Below are 18510 nucleotides of genomic sequence, written 5' to 3' on the forward strand. Positions count from 1 at the left end.
TAGGCACCTATGCTCGCTTTGTACTAGCGAGCCTTTTGTATATGACTATTAGCGTTCAACCAAGCAAACATGGGAGTAGCCTAAAATGCCGTCTAACCATAAATTAGCAGCCGATTTACTAGCTAAGGCTAAAAAGTTAAATCAAGAAGACCCTTTAGCCTCGTTTAAAAGTGAGTTTTTACTGCCCCAAAACGTCATTTATGTCGATGGAAACTCCTTAGGCCCCCTAAGTAAAGCGGCCAAAAATAGGGCGGCAGAGGTGGTGGAGCAGCAGTGGGGAAACAGTTTAATTAGCAGCTGGAATGTGCATGACTGGATTAACTTGCCAACAACAGTGGGTAACAAAATAGCCAAGCTGATAGGCGCGGCGCCTAATACGGTTATTTGCTGCGATTCTATTTCAGTTAACTTGTTTAAATTGCTAAGCGCTGCGTTATTACTTAGCGCTAAGCAAGCCGCGGATGACAAAACCGATGCGCGCACCCTAATATTATCTCAAAAGGATAATTTTCCAACCGATTTATACATGGTGCAAGGGTTGGGCCAGCTGTTAAATAGTGGCACACAAACAAAGCTTGAGTTAATGAGTGTTGACAGCAAAGATATAACCCGCAGCATTGAAGAACATGGTCATTGTATAGCGGTACTTATGCTCACGCATGTGAATTTTAGAAATGGCGATATTCACGATTTGCAGGCACTAACCGAGCTTGCTCACGCTAAGGGAATTTTAGTGTTATGGGATTTAGCGCACAGTGCAGGCGTGTTGCCTTTAGCGCTTGAAGAGTGTGAGGTAGATTTTGCCGTAGGCTGCACCTATAAATATTTAAACGGTGGCCCGGGCGCACCAGGTTTTGCCTATGTAGCTGAACGTTTATTACCCGATTTACAACAGCCGCTAAGTGGCTGGCTGGGGCATAAAAAGCCCTTTGATTTTGAGCATGATTACGAAAAAGCCGCAGGTATTGAGCAGCTTTTATGCGGAACCCCGAGTATTATCTCTATGAGCGTTTTAGACGCCGCACTAGACATGTTTGAAACAATAAGCGTGAGCGATTTGCGCGCTAAATCAATTGCGCTAAACGACTTTTTTCAATCTTGCGTTGAGCAAATAAATGCTAGCTACTCACCCAGTGACTCGCCACTTGTCTTAGCATGTAACGAGCAGGCTCAAATGCGCGGCAGCCAAATTTCTTACAAGCATCCACACGCCTATGCCATTTGCCAAGCATTAATAAGCGAAGGTGTAATAAGCGATTTCAGGTCGCCCGATATTTTGCGCATTGGTTTTTCGCCGTTATTTCTTCACTTTACCGACATGCTAAACGCGGCGCTGATATTAACTAGTATTGTGAGAACTAAGCGCTATACCCAGCCGCAGTTTTTGATAAAGAATAAGGTTACATAGGGGTCGCAAGGTAGTAATATCAACATCGAAAAATACATCTTTACCAGCGCTTTACGTTTGCACTAAATAGGCTAATGATGAAAACGCAGAAGTATTTTACCAGTTTGCTATAGTAACGCGTGTTTTTTGACTATTTGATGCGCTATTACTGAAAATTAAAAAGGAATGATTATGAAAACGAATATTGCTGTCGTCGCTGCCCTAGCCGCCGTAATGTCTCTAGGCGTAATTGATGCGGTTGATGCTGCTAAAAACAAAGAAAAATGCTACGGCGTGTCAAAGGCGGGTCAAAATGACTGTGGAAATTTAGCCGGCACTCACAGCTGCGCAGGTCAGTCTACTGTTGATAACGACATTGGTGAGTGGCGTTTAGTACCCGCAGGTACATGCAAAGACTTAGGCGGATTTGACGGTAATGAAGCGAAAAAAATGTTTCAAGAAATGCAGGCTGAGAAAAATGCAATTCAATATACAAACGCGGGCTAAGAAAAACACAAGCAACTAATTCACCCTCAATGCTTAGTTGTTCTTCTATTAGGAGCTAGCGTGAACCCATTTTCAGTTACCGAGCAGCCCAATGGCCTTGTAGGTGTTGGGCTACGCCACCCTCACTATGCACAAGCTCTGTCTGACAATCCTATAAACACGCACATCGATTTTGTTGAGCTACACGCTGAGAACTTTTTTGCAAAAGGCGGCATAGCGCTTGAAGTGCTGCAAGACGCCGCACAAAAATACGACATCAGCATTCACGGCACGTCTTTAGGTTTAGGCTCAAATATGGCGCTACCATGCGATACGCTTGCACAATTTGCGCACGTGGTTAACGTGAGTAATGCAAAGTGGGTGTCGGAACATTTATGCTTTAACAGGGCTTTGGTTGACGGGCACGTGCTGCATTCAGGCGATTTGCTGCCGTTGGCATATAATCAAGCTTCTTTACGTGTATTAGCCACTAATATTGCTCAGGTGCAGGACAAACTCAAGCGGCCCATTTTAATTGAAAACCTGTCTTCTTATATCAGCGTATCGCATATAGATCCCATGCAAGCAGATGAAATGAGCGAATTTGCGTTTTTAATTGCGCTTTGCCAGCAGGCGGGGTGTGGTTTATTGCTTGATCTCAATAATCTTATTGTAAATGCGTTGAATCAACAACAAACCAATGTAGTTGACTATGTATATGAAAATATAAAACAAATACCCGCTCATTTGGTGGGTGAAATTCATTTAGCTGGCTTTAGTGACAACAAAGTGAATGGCTTTATTGTGGATGATCATGCAAGTGCGGTGTCTCCTCAATGTTGGGAATTATACACACGAGCAAAAGCGCTGTTTGGCAATGCGGCTACCTTAATAGAGTGGGACAATAAACTACCTACTTGGGAAGTGCTAGTGGGCGAAGCTCAAAAAGCCAGATTTTAACATGCGCTATCAATCTTTGCTTATTCAGGCTGTGTTTAATCAAGATAAAGACTCACCTGAAAAAAGCTTGAATAACACACAACAAGAAAATGAGCTTTCCAGCAAACTCATTACTAAACCATTTAATGACAATTCTGTAAATACATCAGCCGACAGCTCTTCCATGCAAGTAAACACACAAAACGCGCTCAGTGTTTATCGTAACAACTACATAATGAGTGGCATAAGAGCGCTGTCGATCACTTACAGCACTGTGTTTGCCATAATGGATGAAGAAGACTTTCGCAAACTGTCGTTAGCGTATTTAAAAGCTTATCCCAAAACGTGCTTCGATTGGGCAGGCTACGGGCAAGGCTTAAGTGAATTTATGCTTAGCATCGACGCGCTTACCAGCATGCCTTTTTTGCCCGAGCTTGCGGATATCGACTGGCGCTTAATGCAAATAGAGCGGGCGTCTAATAGAGCCTTTGATGCTGCGTCATTTTCGTTATTGCAAACTAAGCCCCCAGAAACACTTCGCTTTTTGCCAGGCATTGGCTTGCAGCTCACTGAGGCTTTATTTCCTGTTCAAGAACTTTACGAACTAGCGCATACCTATGAGGATGAGTGTCTTTCTCACAGCGCGCAAGTGCAAAAGCAGACAAGCAGTAATAAGGTGCAAGGTTTGATAAGTAGCGCGATAAAAAAGCCGACTTATCGCTCTATTGTTTTATGGAGGCAGCATTACAAAGGTCTATTTGAATACTGCGATGAAGCTACAAACAATGCATTTCGCAGTATGCTCAGCAATAATAGTGTTAGCGATGTGCTCAGCCATTTTGGCAACGACCAAAGTGGCATGAGTAGGTGGCTACAGCAAAGCATAGCGTCGAAAAAAGTGTGTGCGATAGTTATTCGGGCGCGATCTTTATAAACGTCATGTCGCGATATGCATGATTCACAACGGTGTCGACCCTAAACGGATGCAGCTCGGCTTTAACTACTTCACGCTTTACATTGAGCGTAAAATGCATGAACGCATCGCTGGCGGCATTTTTATTATCCCATTCTATTTTATAGGTAGCGTCTTGAAAAGGTGCTAGGGTGCCCGTCAGGGTTTTCATCCTGTTGGAGCTTATGCGCAAAATAGGGGTGTTAGCCGCTGTTTTGTGATTGGTGCTCACTACGGTGAAACTGCCAAACCACTTGTCTTTGTATTCACCTAAAATTTGTTCATCAGTAATACTCATTGGCGCAGTGGCAACGGGCTCTTCAAATTTGGCCAAATAAGCTTGTTCACGCTCGTCCAAATGATCCACATAGGTGCTTATCCAATCTTGCTGCTGTTTGTCAACATATCCTGCTTTTTGCATATAAGCTTTCACAATAGTTTGCATGACTGAGCCGCGCGCCGCTGAATTAGAGCCATTGCTTAAAATAACCACACCAAGCGTTAGTTTAGGCACCATTAGCACATAGGCCTGATAGCCTGAAAGTGTGCCGGTGTGTGAAATAACGTTAAGCTCACCAATATTGGCTAAGCGCCAGCCTAAGCCATAGCTTTTAAATAGGGTCTTGTTCCACTCACGCTCCTGTGGCGATACCCATAAAATAGTCTGCGGATACCACATTTGTGTAAGCTGCTTATCTGAAAAGGGCAGGTTGTTACGGTTAAGCAAAGCGCCTATCCATTTCAACATATCTTGCACATTGCACACCATGCCGCCTGCGGCTGCTGACATTAGCCCCTGTTGTGAAATGCCATTGCGCGGTATAGCATAAATACCGCGCGCGCTGTTATGAGCATAGCCCATCGCCACGTTGTTTAAACTTGCCTTGGGAATGTCGCCCACAAAACAGTTCATCGCGAGCGGTTTAAAAATGCGCTGCTCCACAAAATTTTCAAAACTCATGCCGCTGACTTTAGCGACTAGTTCGCCTGCCGTAATGTACATGACATTGGAATATGCATAGCGGTCTCTAAAGCTATACTCGGGTGTTAAATATTGTAGATTAGCAATGACTTCTGCGCGCGTGAAGCCTGAAGGCTCTGGCCAAATCATGCTGTCGCCTGCGCCGTTAATTAGGCCGCTGCGGTGCGTCAGTAAATCGGTAATGGTAAATTCGCGGGTAACATAGGGGTCATAAAGCGTAAATTCTGGCAGGTGGGTAATAACTTTATCGTTCCAGTTTAACTTTTCTTCATCCACTAAAATTGCCAATGCCGCACTGGTAAAAGCTTTACTGGTAGACGCTAGGCGAAAATAGGTTTGCGCATCTACCTTTTTGTTGTTAGCAATATTGGCTTTGCCGAAGCCTTTCGACAGCACCACTTCGTTTTGGTGAATAATGCCAACCGCCATGCCGGGTGTTTGAAATGTGCTAAGCGCTTCCTCGATTGCTTGCTCAATATGCTTCTTATCGACACTTTTACTGAGGGCAGAAACGGAGAATGTACATAGCAATACCAAGCACAGATTTAGTGCCAGTTTACGTTGATACAAAAAGATAAGAGGATTTGAATGTTGCTTATTTATATTCGAAGAAAAGCGCATGTTCATAGTTGAATAGTACTCTGCATAAATAAATGATTAGGTGTGAAAAGACTACTAACAGTGTGGTGAAGAATGCCGAATATTACAAGTTAAGTATTTCTAAACATACTGGCAACGTTCGCTATTGCTGTCATAAAAAGCCATCGGTTTAGGGTGATATAAAACGCGATGCATTTTATTCTTTGACACCTTTGTTTCGCGAATACAAAACCAAACCAGCAGCGCCTAAATACATCATTAAACCATACCCGCCGGCAATAAGCGCATAGGCTGGCTCTTGTATAAAGCTAACTGCAATTAAAATAGCAAGCGTCGCATTTTGTGTGCCTACTTCTATTCCTAAGGTTATGCGATCTTTTTGATTAAGTAAAAATAGTTTCGCCAGCAGCATCCCCAGCAGCGTAGCGCTTAAGTTTAGGCCAATAGTGAACAAGTATAAGTCGGGGAATCCTTCCACCAGCATTTCACGCTCGTCAAAACTAATTTTTACAATTAGCAATAACATGAACACAATGGCAAGTTTACGAAAGATAGGCTCCAGCCTTAAGGCGATATTGATAAAACGATGACGGGTCAACATGCCAAGCGCTACAGGCACAAGTGTAATAACAATTAAGCCCAAAGAGGTCTTGAGCAAAGAAAATTCTACAGGTTCGCCTTCAGAAAAGTAGTTGATAGAGAAGGCAATTAAAAAGGGCGTAGTAAATACGCAAATAACGGTGGTGATTGCCGTTAACGATATAGACAGAGCTAAGTTAGCTTTGGCTAAATGCGAGAGTAAATTTGAGGTGCTGCCGCCGGGGCACGCCGCTAGCAGCATCATGCCTATTGCGATTTGTGCTGAGGCATTAAAGGCAAGCGCAATAGCAAAGGCAAGGGCAGGTAACAGCAGCATCTGCCCAAACAGGCCCACAAATATTGGTTTAGGCAATTTGGCTAAGCGCGCAAAGTCTTTAAGCTGCAGACTCAAGCCCATTCCAAACATAATACTGGCAAGCACTAAAGGTAAGAATATGGCGGTGAAAACAGTAGACTGCATGTGGTTAACTCACTCGATTGGGGCTTAGCTCATTTTTGCCAGCAAAGACAAGGGCGCCACTCGCATTATTAGCTGCATTATCGCCCATGGCCAAGTAGGTACGTAGCTATTTGCACCTTCTTTTTCAATCGCCGCTACCATGGCTTTGCAGCCCGTTTGTGTGTCGACCATAAACGGTACTTTTTTTACTTTTTCATTAATTTCACTGCGAATAAAGCCAGGATGAATGGTGGATACCTTAATGGGTGTTTTGGCTAAATCCATTCGCAGGCCTTCACTTAAGGAGGTAATGGCGGCTTTTGTGGCGGCGTATACGTTTAAGGCGCGTCTGAACCCGCGCACCGCACTAATAGATGAAATGGTGACTAAATGCCCAGCGTTTTGCGCTCTGAAAATAGTCACAGCGGCTTCACACTGCGCCAAGGCCGATACAAAATTTGTAATGGCAGTTTGTTTATTGGCTTCAAAGTAGCCGGTGCCAATGGAAGCCCCTTTGCCCATGCCTGCGTTTACGATTACTCGGTCAAGCTGTCCAAGTTCTTGTTTGAATTCATTGAACACAGTGAATACGGCGTCGTGGTCGTTGACATCTAAAGACTTAATGATAACGCTTATGCTTGGATTGATAGCCAGTAGCTCTGCTTTTAGTATTTCAAGGCGGTCTATGCGCCGAGCACATAAGGCTAGGTTGCGACCTTTTTGCGCAAATTGCACCGCCATTTCACGGCCAAGGCCTGAGCTTGCGCCCGTGATCAGAATGTTTTTTCTCATGGTTATATTGTCCGAATATGCTATTTACAGTGCAAAGCCAGCGCTTATTAAATGACGCTGCTTTGTAGTACTAATGCTATGTTTTTTAACAATATGAATAAAACTATTTTAAATAGCCATCTTTCACTGCTGCTTAGTAATTTTATTACAGCGATACAATAAATAATGCACAAAGGTCCACATATTCTTATACGCCTTATTGTGAGTTTGTTTGTGGTGATAGCGATAGTAGATTTGCTGCACAATACCGGCCAGCCTAAACAAGCCGTACACTTCATAAAAAGCGAAGGCTTTTGGCTCTACGCCTTGCTTGTTGCAGTAATAATCAATAACTTGCTGGCGCGTCATCATGCCGGGAATATCAGTTGGCTGAAGTTGAGTACTGCGGGCCATGAAATCGTCATCGGCCTGTATCCAGTAGGCTAGGCTATTGCCTAAATCCATTAGCGGATCACCCAAGGTGGCTAGCTCCCAATCAAGCACGGCTAATATTTGGGTAGGGTCGTTAACATCAAGCACCAGGTTGTCAAAGCGATAGTCGTTGTGGGTCATGCAAATTGTTTCTTTGGCTGGCAGGTTATCTTCGAGCCAGCGCATTACTTTTTTGCCGCTGGGCACGTTCCACGTTTTCGCGTTCGTGTAGCGCTTATTCCAGCCCAGTACTTGGCGCTGCGCATAGCCTGCACCTTTGCCTAAATGGGATAAGTTTGCAGCTTCTATGTCAACGTTATGCAGGTTAATGAGTTCATCAAGCGCTACTTCGCAAAGCCTGCGCGCTTGCCCTTGGGATAAATTCACGCCGCGCGGGAAATGCTTGCGCGGAATTATCCCGTTAATTTTTTCCATCACGTAAAATTCAGCGCCAATAACGCTTTCATCATCGGTGTAGCCAAGCATAGCGGGCACTTTGCTATACACTGGTTTAAGCGCGTCTTGTAAGCTATATTCGCGGCCCATATCGTGTGCACCTTTTGCTTTGGTGCCGGCAGGCGGCCTGCGCAATATTACATCACGATTGTCAAAACTTAAGCAGTAAGTCCAGTTAGAGGCACCGCCTGAATATTGGGTCACCTTCATGTCGCCGCTTAGTGATTCACCATTGGGCAGTTTAATTTCGCTATTTAGCCACTCTAGAAGGGGGCCAGTGGGCAGCTCTTCACCTGCTCGAATGGCGCTGCCTTGGTCAAGTACTGAGGCAGCTTTGTGTGGGGTTTGCGTCGTCATATTGGCCTATTTATATTTTTTAAGCTCTAATCTAGATACCATGGCCATGTGCACTTCGTCAGGCCCGTCAGCTAAGCGAAGCGAGCGTGCGCCTGCGGCAAATCGGGCAATAGGGAAGTCGTTACACATTCCGCCGCCGCCATGCAGTTGTAAAGCGATGTCTACTACCTGCTGCGCCATGTTAGGCACAACCACTTTGATCGCTGAAATATCTACCATAGCATTTTTAACGCCCAAGTTATCTATTTTCCAAGCGGCCTGAAGGGTGAGCAAACGGCTTTGTTCAATGAGCATGCGGGCTTGCGCAATGCGCTCTTTATTACCGCCTAATTCAATTAAGGGCTTGCCAAAAGCAACGCGTTCTAGGCCGCGTCTTATGCCTAATTCTAATGCTTTTTCAGCCATACCAACTGCGCGCATGCAATGATGTATACGGCCCGGGCCCAAGCGACCTTGCGCTATGGCAAAGCCTTTGCCTAAACCCACTAACAAATTTTCTTTCGGTACGCGTACGTTGTGTAAATGTACCTCACCGTGGCCAAAAGGCGCATCAAAGTCGCCATAGGCGCTAAGCATACGCGTAATTTCGATGCCTTTGGTATCTAAGGGCACCATTACCATTGAGTGCTGGCTGTGGCGGTCGTTTTCTGGGTTTGAAAGTCCCATAAAGACCATGACTTTGGCATTTGGGTGACCTAAGCCAGTGGTCCACCATTTTTTACCATTAAGAATAAGCTCGTCGCCGTCGGCCTCAATAGTGGCCTGCATGTTGGTGGCGTCAGATGAGGCAACGTCGGGTTCGGTCATGCCAAATACAGAGCGTATTTCACCGTTAAGTAAGGGCGTTAACCATTTTTGTTGTTGAAACTCATTGCCAAAATGGTACAGCACTTCCATATTGCCCGTGTCGGGTGCGTTGCAGTTGAAAATTTCGGGCGCGAAAATGACTTTGCCGGTTTCCTCAGCTAAAGGTGCGTATTCTAAGCAGGTGAGGCCTTGGCCTAATTTAGCATCGGGCAAAAACATATTCCATAAACCTTGCTCTTTGGCTAAGGCTTTTAAACGCGTAATGTCAGGATGAATTTGCCAATTTTTCCAATTTCCGTCTGGGTTAGCTGCATGAATTTCGCCATATACTTTGTCTTCTATGGGAAATATATGCGCGTCCATAAAGCTGCGTATACGGGCTAAGTAGTCGAGTGTTTTTGGGTTGTGAGAAAAATCCATGCTAAGCTCTGTTAGTAATAGTATTTAATAATGTTAAGCATAGTGGATGTTGGGCGCAAGCGACAATTGCTTTAAGTTACGCTACCTTATAAACAAAGCTTATAAACAAAGCTTATATAGCTATGTGTGATAGCGCCTTGTGGACTTACACCAAGTCATAATTGCCTTAATTGCCTTAATTGTCTTAATTTAGCCGTCATTGTTCTTTTTCGTAAGATTATGCCGTGTTTCTAAAGCAATACACACATAATTAATATGGGGATAATCATATGCTTAATGGCTAGACTTTAATAACAACACCGGTATTGTTAACGAAGAGCGCTTTGTTGGTACTGAATTTAGAGTTAGATTCTTTTAATCTAGCCTTGCTATAAAAAAGTTCGCTTTACGCGGGTTTTTTATACTAGTTCAAAGCCTTGTGATTTTTTGTTGAGATGAACATTACTCTGCTATGCTACTAAAAATGGACAAAAAATACGCTATATGAAAACACTTTTACATGAACAAACACCAGTAACTGAACATGCACTAAATGCAATTGCACATATGCCAACTAAAAGCTTGCCTATGCTGATGAACAACGATTTCACGCAAGGCCTAACAGACGCAGACTTTATGCGTATTGCAGTGCTACTGGCGCAAAAAAGTTATGACGAAGGTGGCTGCCCAATTGGCGCTGTGATCGTTAACAACGCAAGCAACACAATTGTAGGTAAAGGCCACAACACGCTAGTGCAAGAAAATCATCCTTATAATCACGGCGAAACGTCTGCAATAAGAGATGCAGGCAGAATCGATTTTAGCCGAACCACCATTTACACTAGCTTGAGTCCTTGTAGCGTATGTGCAACGCTTATTCAGATGAGAGGGTTTAGTCGCGTCGTTGTTGGTGATGTGACTAACGCATCAGGTACGCAGGACTTTTTAAAAGAAAACAAGGTGCACGTTGATATATTAGAAGATCAATACGGCATTGCGCTTTACGCACGTTTTCGCTTAGAAAAACCCGAGCAGGATTTAGAAGATTGGCAAGGCATACGGTCGCCTAATTAGTCAGCTTAGCCATACAGCGTCAATTAGTGTAAAAATCTGTCTTTTCGCAGTAATGCTTGCGGCAAAGTGACTCATAGCGTTCATTGCCGCCAATTTCAATTTGTGCACCTTCTTGAAGAACATTTCCGTTGCCGTCTAGCTTTGCCACAAAGTTGGCCTTGCGGCCACAGTGGCAAATGGTTTTGAGTTCGTTCATTTTGTCAGCCCAGGCGAGTAAATAGTGGCTGCCTTCGAAAGTTTCGCCTTTGAAGTCGGTGCGCAAGCCATAGGCTAAAACAGGAATATTGAGTTTATCGACAATTTGCAGGCACTGCTTTACCTGCTGGCGCGTTAAAAACTGAGCTTCATCAATAAAAATGCAAGACAGTTTGTGCTGCTTTTGTTTAACCGCAACATCCTCAAAAAGATTGGTTTGGTCGGTGAATAAGTCTGCTTCAGACTCCAGGCCTATGCGCGAGGCAATTTTGCCCTGAGCAAAGCGGTCGTCAAAGGCAACAGTGTAAAGCTGCACTTTCATACCGCGCTCTTGGTAATTGTAAGCCGACTGTAATAAAGAGGTAGATTTGCCAGCGTTCATTGCTGAGTAGTAAAAGTATAATTGCGCCATAGTGTTTGTTTTAGTGCTTAATATAATGTGCAGATAAACCCGAAAGACTTATCAGGTTTTTGATGGCATAATAATAACGGCTAATGATGCTCGGCCATAGCTGTTTTTACAAATTTTCACTGCACGCTAGCAGGAATTATTCCCTTTAAACGTTCAATGTCGCCTTCACCCACACCAAATTGCGTAAAATAATATGGCCATTGCTGCGTGAGAAGCCTTAAGGTATTTTCACACTATTGGGGTCAAATTCAGGTTCAGGATAGTCCATCTGCAGAGCATCTAGGGTGTTTACAATGCTCTGTAATACCACTAAATCGCGATACCATCTGCGCTCGCTAGGCACTACATACCAAGGCGAAGTTGCTGTTGAACAGCGTTCAATAGCTTCACTGTATAGTGCTAAGTACTCATCCCAATGCTCACGCGCGTCTACGTCAGCAAATTCAAATTTCCAGTGTTTATCAGCGCGATCTAGCCTGCGCTGTAAACGTTCTTTTTGATAGTTTTTCGAAATATGCAGATAAAACTTAAGCACCATAGTGCCTTCGCCTACCAGCATTTTCTCAAAGCTATTTATATGCTCAAAGCGCGACTGCCAAAGCTTTGAGGGCTGAAGTTGATTAACACCCACCGTGACTATATCTTCATAATGTGAGCGATTAAACACACCAATCACGCCTTTGGGCGGCGTGTGTTGATGAACGCGCCATAAAAAATCGTGCGATAATTCCTCTGTGTTAGGCTTTTTGAAACTTCTTACCATCAGCATGCTTGGATTTACACTGGTAAACACACGCCGGGTAGTGGAGTCTTTGCCGCCAGCGTCCATGGCTTGAAATACGATTAATAGGCTTTTAGCGCGCTGCGCGTACAGCAAGTCTTGCAGCTCAAATAAGCGTTTGGAGAGGCTGCGGATTGCTTGCATGCCTTCTTTTTTGGTAAGTCCGCCGTTGTCTTTAGTGGCTATATCGTGCAACCTTACACAATGGCCGGGGGCAACTAGATAATCCTTAGTGTCAATCATCAGTTAAATTCTCCTTTTCTTGCATTAGTAGCTTCTTTGTCCATTGCACCAGTAATGCCTACTTATACAACGAAAAAGCTTGCTTAGAAAAGAGTTTAGGCATTGAAAAGGGCATTGTGATCTTCAAAAATTGTAAAAAATATATAGGTAAAATGTTGCATTTATTAACAATATGGTCTTTAGTATAGCCTACGAAGCCAAGCTGTAGCGTACTCATTGACTAATATAAAAGGCTAATACTCATGCAATTTCAAAAAATTCGTAAATACCGGCTGCCTATGCTCATTGCCGCTACGCTAACAAGCACCCTAGGACTCACTGGGTGTTTGAATGACGACAATGATCCACCCATTAATATTGTGGTACCACCACCGCCAGCGCCTGAGTTTGCGGCCGAAATTACCCGCACCCAATTTGGCATTCCGCATATTACTGCGCAAGACTACAAAGGCTTAGGGTATGGCTTAGGGTATGCGTTTGCAAGCGATAACATTTGTTCCTTTGCGCAAGAAATTGTTGTAGCAAATGGCACCAGTGCCTTAAACCTCGAGGCCAGCGTAGGCAATATCAACCGAGACGTTTTTTACACCTGGTATAACGAGCCTAGTCGGCGTCAAGCCTTGTTAGGTATGCAAGAGCCGCAGGTGCGCGACGCTATTATAGGATATGCAGCTGGCTATAGTCGCTATTTACGCGACACCGGCGTAGACAACATAGATCCAGCCTGCGCGGGCGAAACATGGGTGACTGAAATTGACGAGATGGACTTAGCCGCGGTCTATAATAAAGGCAATTTACGCGGCGGATTATCAAACTTTGTTGCGCCTATTGTGTTAGCTGCACCGCCAGCGCCAAGTGGTAATTCAGCCCCGTCAAAAAGAGATGTTCCTGCTTTTGATATGACTCGAATTAATGTCTTAGAAGGCGGCAGTAACGCCTATGCATTAGGCTCTGACGTGACCGAAAACGGCAGTGGTATGCTGTATGGCAACCCGCATGAACCTTGGCTGGGTGTGCAGCGTTTTTATGAATTTCACTTAACAATACCCGGTGAAATTGACGTTATGGGCGCCGCTCAACAAGGCCAGCCCTTTGTGAATATTGGCTTTAACAAAGATGTTGCGTGGAGTCATACAGTGTCTACCGCCAAGCGCTTTACGCTGTATCAGCTGCAGCTAATGCCCGACAACCCTCTGCAGTACCAGTACCTAAATGAAGCGGGTGAAACGGAGCAGCGTGATATATCCAAAGTAGAGGTAAGTATTGACCTGCCCGGCGGTGCAGCGCACACCGGGGCGGTGTATTTGTCGCACTTTGGACCTATGTTGGCGGCCAACTTTGTGAATGGCGCACTTCCTGCTTGGGGAACCTTTAATTTAGCCTTTGCGATACGCGATGCTTCTTCTGAAAACCCGCGGGCCATTAACCAATGGCATTCAATGAATAAGGCCACCAGCTCGCAAGACCTACTTGACCGCATGAAAACAACCCTTGGACTTCCGTTTGTAAACACCATAGCGGTCGACAAAGACGGCAATGCGCTTTACGCCGACTTGTCTACGGTGCCTCACGTGACTAGCGCTAAATTTGCGAGTTGCGTGGGCGCTAATCCCGCTTTGCAAGCCTTAGTGGCCGTTGGAATACCTGCGCTCGACGGCAGTACAGCGGCCTGCGAATGGGGCAGCGATGCTGATTCACCGCAAGCAGGTATTTTTGGCGGCGGTAATTTACCGTTTTTGTTGAATACAAGCTATTCAAGCAACTCTAACGACAGCTATTGGATGAGTAATCCAGACAGCACCTTAGACCAGGAGTTCTCCCCTTTACTACGCCGCAATTTAATCGCAAGGCCTGGTGTGTCAGTAGCTGCAGCGTCTCCTCGACTCTTGCGTACGCGTATGGGTGTTATTCAAGTACAAGAACGCTTAAGTGGCGAAGACGGGCTTGGCGGGAATAAATTCAGCTTGCGTAAATTACAAGAAATAGGCTTCAGCAACCGCAACTACGCCGCTGAACTGGTGTTAGACGATGTGCTTGCTGACTGTAGTGCAAATTCGCTTATGCCCTTAAGCGATGGCGGCACTGTTGATGCCACTCAGGCCTGCGATATTTTGGCCAGATGGGATCGTGCAAATAACGTGGGCAGCAGGGGAGCGCATGTGTTTAGAGAGTTTTCTCGCAGCGTTGATTTTGAGGGAAATATTGAAACCGCCTTTAGTGTGCCGTTTAATGAAGCCGACCCGGTAAACACGCCGCGTGGATTAATCGTAAATAACCGAACTCGCACCGCCTTAGGCAACGCCATTGTGTACTTTGTTACGCGCAATGTGGCGCTAGACGAACAGCTTGGAAATTTGCAGTTTGACATAGATGTGGGTAATAACAATGAGCGTATTCCTATGCACGGCGGCAGAGGGCAAGAAGGCATATTCAATGTGCTGGCAACGCCAAGAGCCAACGCACAAGGTGAATATACACCGGTCACCGCAGGCCCCACTTATATGCAAACCGTCACCTGGGACGCCAACGGGCCGGTAGCTGAAGCCTTACTCGGATTTTCCCAATCTGCAGATTTAACCAGTCCTTTTAATCGAGATCAAACCAGACGTTATTCAGAGAAAAATTGGATTGCACTGCCGTTTAGTACCGCAGAAATAGCCGCCGATGCAATTGGCGATCCAATCCAACTAAGCGAGTAAGGCAGACGATAAGGGCGCACGGGCGCCCTTATTTACAGATGTTTAGGCAATGATTGCATGCGGTGATGAGCTTTACGCTAAGACCTTGCGTAGAAGAATTTACGCTCAATTCTTCTTAAAGATCTAGTACTTATGAAAAAGTATACTAATCTAATTGCTTCGTTTGCGCTGTTCACAGCAATAACGCTGGTTATTTACATCGCGTTTAAGCTTGTTGCCGCCGGCTATTTTTTAACGGCCTTAATACCGATTGGTCTATTACTATTTGTTTTAGCCATCGGCATATGGCGCATCGCAAAGGACGACGATTAAGACATACCCAAACAACCAGGCAAAAAAATAGGGCGCTTAGTGCGCCCCATTTTCTAATCTTCAATAAACTTGCTGTTTAAAAAGCCAACACAGGTGATGCTTAGGCAGCATTAGCCTTTATGTCAGCTTCTTTTTGCTCGCCATCTAGCGTAAAGTCATCTCTAATCTCAGCTGGAATAACATCCATGTCGAAGGTGAATTCATCTACTCTTACCGATAATTTACGTTTCTCATTGTATTCTAGTAAAATGATTCTTTCCGCTTCGCTTACTTCGCCCTTCGCAAGCAACTGGTTTACCGCATTTTCAAACGATAAGAAAGGCACAATAGGCGCTTTTCTTAAGGCTTTTTGCACTCTGCTAAGCAGTGGCATAGCCGCATGCTTGGCTTTAAAGGCCTGTTCATTTATGTAGTTACCATCACCTTTCACTACATGCACCGCATGTGTAAGCTGCTTTTTAATGCTGCTATCGTTCATAGATACTGTAGACAGCTCGCGCACTAAGTCGTCGCTTATGCCGCGTACCGAGGAGCTATAGGTGTTAGTAAGTACACGCATTAACACTTTGGTGGCTACATTAGGGAAGTTATTCACAAAATTGACAATGGCCTTTTCGCCCTGCTGTAATGACCACTCCATTGCATACTGGAAGTAGGGCAGTGCTTCTTGGCGATTTTCAACGCGCTGCTCGTAAAAACGAATCGCTGCCATACCGGCATATACATAGCTGATGACGTCACCTAAGCGAGCAGACAACAACTCAGACTTTTTAAGTTCCCCGCCTAGCACTAATAAAGAGAAGTCCGCTAATGGCGCAAGTTTAGCAGAAAGTGCGTTTAAGCGTTTTTCGTATTTCACCACTTCAGGATAAACAGATTCAGACTTGCGAATGAAAGGCATGTAGCTGTTGCCTAAGCTTCTAAATGCATTTTTAGCGCTGAATTTAACCGTTTTGCCCAATACCCTGTTGAATTCTGCATCGGCGTTGCTGTCGCTAGAATGGATTAAGTCAACCATTTCTTTTAAGTGCGGGTGACAGCGCATCGCGCCCTGGCCAAATATCATTAGGTTACGCGTGAGTATGTTGGCGCCTTCAACCGTTATGGCAATAGGCAGTGCTGAGTAGCCGTTGGCCAAAGTATTTTGTGGTCCACGTTGAATGGCTTTACCTGCCTGCACGTCCATAGCTTGGTTTAATACATCGCGGCCAAGTTCGGTCATGTGATATTTTGCAATGGCGGTCACTACAGCTGGTGTTAGGCCTTCGCCTAATCCTTCTGTGGTCAGCACGCGCATCGATTCTAACAAAAATGTTTTGCCTGCAATATCGGCTAGTTTTTCTTGAATCCCTTCAAAGCGACCAACTGGCACGCCAAACTGTTCACGTATAAAGGAATACTCAGAGGTAGACTTAAACGCTGACTGAGCCGTTGCCACGCCCATTGCAGGCAGTGATATACCACGGCCGGCGCCTAAACAGCTCACCAGCATTTGCCAGCCTTTACCAATGTTCTTTTGGCCACCAATAATAAAGTCCATGGGAATGAATACATCCTTACCGCGGGTGGTGCCGTTGTAGAAACGCACGCCCATAGGATCGTGTCTGTTGCCAAGTTCAACGCCAGGGTGAGACTTTGGTAATAATGCGCACGTAATGCCCAGTTCAAGTTTGTCACCTAGCAAATGCTCAGGGTCGAATACTTTAAAGGCTAAGCCTAAGACGGTCGCAATAGGAGCAAGAGTTATGTAGCGCTTGTCCCATGTTACGTTTAAGCCAAGTACTTCTTCGCCTTTATGCATGCCTTTAGTGACTATGCCTGCGTCTGGAATAGAGCCTGCGTCAGAGCCTGCTTCTGGGCCAGTAAGGGCGAAACACGGAATGTCGTCGCCAATTGCTAGACTTGGCAACCAATGGTTTTGCTGTGCTTCGGTGCCGTAATGCATTAATAATTCGCCCGGGCCTAAAGAATTAGGTACCATGACAGTAACGGCGATTGCGCCACTTTTCGTTGCAATCATGGTGACAATAGTAGAGTTTGCATACGGGCTGAACTCTAAACCACCAAATTTCTTTGGAATAATCATTGAGAAGAATTTCTGCTTGCCTAAGAAGCTAAGAATATCTTCAGGAATGTGTTCACCATTTTGCAATTCAAAATCGTCAATCATTTCTAGTAAGGTTTTGACCGGTCCGTCAATAAATGCTTGCTCTTGTGCGCTTAATTTTGCTTGTGGAAGCGCACGAAGAGCGGCCATGTCGGGCTTGCCTTGGTAAATTGAAGATTCTATCCAAACGTCGCCCGCATCTAGAGCTTCTTGCTCAGTAATTGAAATTGGGGGCAATACTTTTTTAAGATTGGTTCTAATACTCATAATTTATTCATCCACTCATCTGACCAGTTAGAATTATAGTTGAACATAATTTTGCTTCAAGGTCAAAACAATCTTCAAGGCCTGCGCAGGACACCAACATTTAACAGTATAAAAAAGCTTACAGGGCACACGAATAAGCGCTCAAGAGGCTAGCGTAATATGCGAGTTTGATGACAACCAAACCGTTTTAGTTAGACTGCGCTTCAACTTTTAACAAGCCCAGCGTATTTTATTGTTTGCAAGACTAACCCTTATGATGGCGATTTAAGTTTAGGGCTTAATTATGTTATATTTTGCATATTGGCTTAAGTGATCTCTTTATGGCAAGTGCCGTTGATACAAGTAACGAGTCTGACTTAAGCAAAGGTTAAGCGTGAATAAGCATGGTTGGGCAATATGTCATCGCCTTACTAAACGCTTTTATATTTATGCAAGTGGGGAAATTATGAAAAATGAGCTAGACAGTAAGTTTTTACTAACAGTATTTGAAAAAATTAGACTAAACGGAAAAAAAGAGGACGAAAAGTACTCGCTTGAAGGCGTAATAGCATTCACAGATTTTGACGGCTACACCTTATTCATCGAAGACGCTCTGGTGAAGCTTAGTTTCGGCTTTCATAATCAATATCATTTCGATTATGCCTCGAGCCGTCACTTCGACGCGTTCGAAAAGAAGCTGAAAAATATAGTGGCGAAGTACTAAGCTTAAATAAGAGGCGTTTCTCATTATAGGTAAATAGTTATAGGTGGTAGGCAAATAGGCATTATTGTAAACTACAGGAATAGTTTATCATGTTCGCGTAAACGAACATT

16 protein-coding genes are annotated in these 18510 nt (G+C 44.6%); 8 read left to right on the forward strand and 8 right to left on the reverse strand.

The window, feature by feature from the left end; genetic code table 11:
• The first annotated feature begins 85 nt into the window (after nt 1–85).
• From kynU to BAE46_RS05635, 4 genes are all read left to right on the forward strand, one after another.
• On the forward strand, nt 86–1408 hold the full coding sequence (gene kynU / locus BAE46_RS05620) for a kynureninase (RefSeq protein ID WP_070111935.1): 1323 nt from the start codon (nt 86–88) through the stop codon (nt 1406–1408).
• Between the two features lie 171 nt (nt 1409–1579).
• A complete protein-coding gene (locus BAE46_RS05625) occupies nt 1580–1894 on the forward strand; it encodes a BufA1 family periplasmic bufferin-type metallophore (protein WP_006004594.1) in 315 nt (104 codons plus the stop codon).
• A gap of 60 nt (nt 1895–1954) precedes the next feature.
• Nucleotides 1955–2833, forward strand: coding sequence for an MbnB/TglH/ChrH family RiPP precursor modification enzyme (locus BAE46_RS05630; RefSeq protein WP_070111936.1), 879 nt, complete (start codon nt 1955–1957; stop codon nt 2831–2833).
• 1 nt (nt 2834) lies between these two features.
• Nucleotides 2835–3746 (forward strand): HvfC/BufC N-terminal domain-containing protein, encoded by a 912-nt coding sequence (locus tag BAE46_RS05635; RefSeq protein WP_070111937.1) that lies wholly within the window; start codon nt 2835–2837, stop codon nt 3744–3746.
• Here the strand turns inward: BAE46_RS05635 and BAE46_RS05640 are convergent.
• The 5 genes from BAE46_RS05640 to BAE46_RS05660 all read right to left on the reverse strand — a co-directional run bounded on the left by BAE46_RS05640 (nt 3724) and on the right by BAE46_RS05660 (nt 9628).
• On the reverse strand, nt 3724–5373 hold the full coding sequence (locus BAE46_RS05640) for a serine hydrolase (protein WP_006004599.1): 1650 nt from the start codon (nt 5371–5373) through the stop codon (nt 3724–3726). The two genes, BAE46_RS05635 and BAE46_RS05640, sit on opposite strands and share 23 nt — an antisense overlap.
• Before the next feature lie 169 nt (nt 5374–5542).
• Nucleotides 5543–6406, reverse strand: a complete 864-nt coding sequence (locus BAE46_RS05645; protein ID WP_006004601.1) for a bile acid:sodium symporter family protein — start codon at nt 6404–6406, stop codon at nt 5543–5545.
• Between the two features lie 24 nt (nt 6407–6430).
• The gene (locus BAE46_RS05650) at nt 6431–7177 is read right to left on the reverse strand and encodes an SDR family oxidoreductase (protein ID WP_006004603.1); all 747 of its coding nucleotides are present in this window, start codon (nt 7175–7177) and stop codon (nt 6431–6433) included.
• Between the two features lie 123 nt (nt 7178–7300).
• Entirely contained in the window at nt 7301–8401 is a 1101-nt protein-coding gene (locus tag BAE46_RS05655) for a phosphotransferase family protein (protein WP_006004605.1), read from the reverse strand.
• 6 nt (nt 8402–8407) lie between these two features.
• Entirely contained in the window at nt 8408–9628 is a 1221-nt protein-coding gene (locus BAE46_RS05660; protein WP_006004606.1) for an acyl-CoA dehydrogenase family protein, read from the reverse strand.
• Between the two features lie 483 nt (nt 9629–10111).
• Here BAE46_RS05660 and BAE46_RS05665 point away from each other — a divergent pair, with 483 nt between their 5' ends.
• Nucleotides 10112–10681 carry a nucleoside deaminase gene (locus tag BAE46_RS05665; RefSeq protein ID WP_006004608.1) on the forward strand — a complete coding sequence of 190 codons (570 nt, stop codon included), beginning with the start codon at nt 10112–10114 and terminating at the stop codon, nt 10679–10681.
• Between the two features lie 19 nt (nt 10682–10700).
• Here BAE46_RS05665 and BAE46_RS05670 read toward each other — a convergent pair whose 3' ends face one another.
• Together BAE46_RS05670 and BAE46_RS05675 are read right to left on the reverse strand one after the other, a co-directional pair.
• Nucleotides 10701–11288, reverse strand: a complete 588-nt coding sequence (locus BAE46_RS05670) for a thymidine kinase (protein WP_006004610.1) — start codon at nt 11286–11288, stop codon at nt 10701–10703.
• A gap of 217 nt (nt 11289–11505) precedes the next feature.
• A complete protein-coding gene (locus BAE46_RS05675) occupies nt 11506–12312 on the reverse strand; it encodes a PPK2 family polyphosphate kinase (RefSeq protein WP_006004612.1) in 807 nt (268 codons plus the stop codon).
• 242 nt (nt 12313–12554) lie between these two features.
• Here BAE46_RS05675 and BAE46_RS05680 point away from each other — a divergent pair, with 242 nt between their 5' ends.
• Together BAE46_RS05680 and BAE46_RS05685 are read left to right on the forward strand one after the other, a co-directional pair.
• Nucleotides 12555–15011: a penicillin acylase family protein gene (locus BAE46_RS05680; protein WP_070111938.1), complete on the forward strand. Its 2457-nt coding sequence runs from the start codon at nt 12555–12557 to the stop codon at nt 15009–15011.
• 132 nt (nt 15012–15143) lie between these two features.
• Nucleotides 15144–15323, forward strand: a complete 180-nt coding sequence (locus BAE46_RS05685; RefSeq protein ID WP_006004619.1) for a hypothetical protein — start codon at nt 15144–15146, stop codon at nt 15321–15323.
• A 100-nt stretch (nt 15324–15423) separates the two neighbouring features.
• Here the strand turns inward: BAE46_RS05685 and BAE46_RS05690 are convergent, their stop codons facing one another.
• Nucleotides 15424–17697 carry an acyl-CoA dehydrogenase gene (locus tag BAE46_RS05690; RefSeq protein WP_070111939.1) on the reverse strand — a complete coding sequence of 758 codons (2274 nt, stop codon included), beginning with the start codon at nt 17695–17697 and terminating at the stop codon, nt 15424–15426.
• Between the two features lie 445 nt (nt 17698–18142).
• Between BAE46_RS05690 and BAE46_RS05695 the strand changes: the two genes are divergently transcribed.
• Complete coding sequence (locus BAE46_RS05695; RefSeq protein ID WP_040520499.1) at nt 18143–18400, forward strand: DUF3081 family protein; 258 nt, start codon at nt 18143–18145, stop codon at nt 18398–18400.
• The last annotated feature ends 110 nt before the right edge of the window (nt 18401–18510 follow it).

This window comes from Glaciecola punicea, assembly GCF_001756615.1.
In the GTDB taxonomy this organism is placed as follows: Bacteria; Pseudomonadota; Gammaproteobacteria; order Enterobacterales; family Alteromonadaceae; genus Glaciecola; species Glaciecola punicea.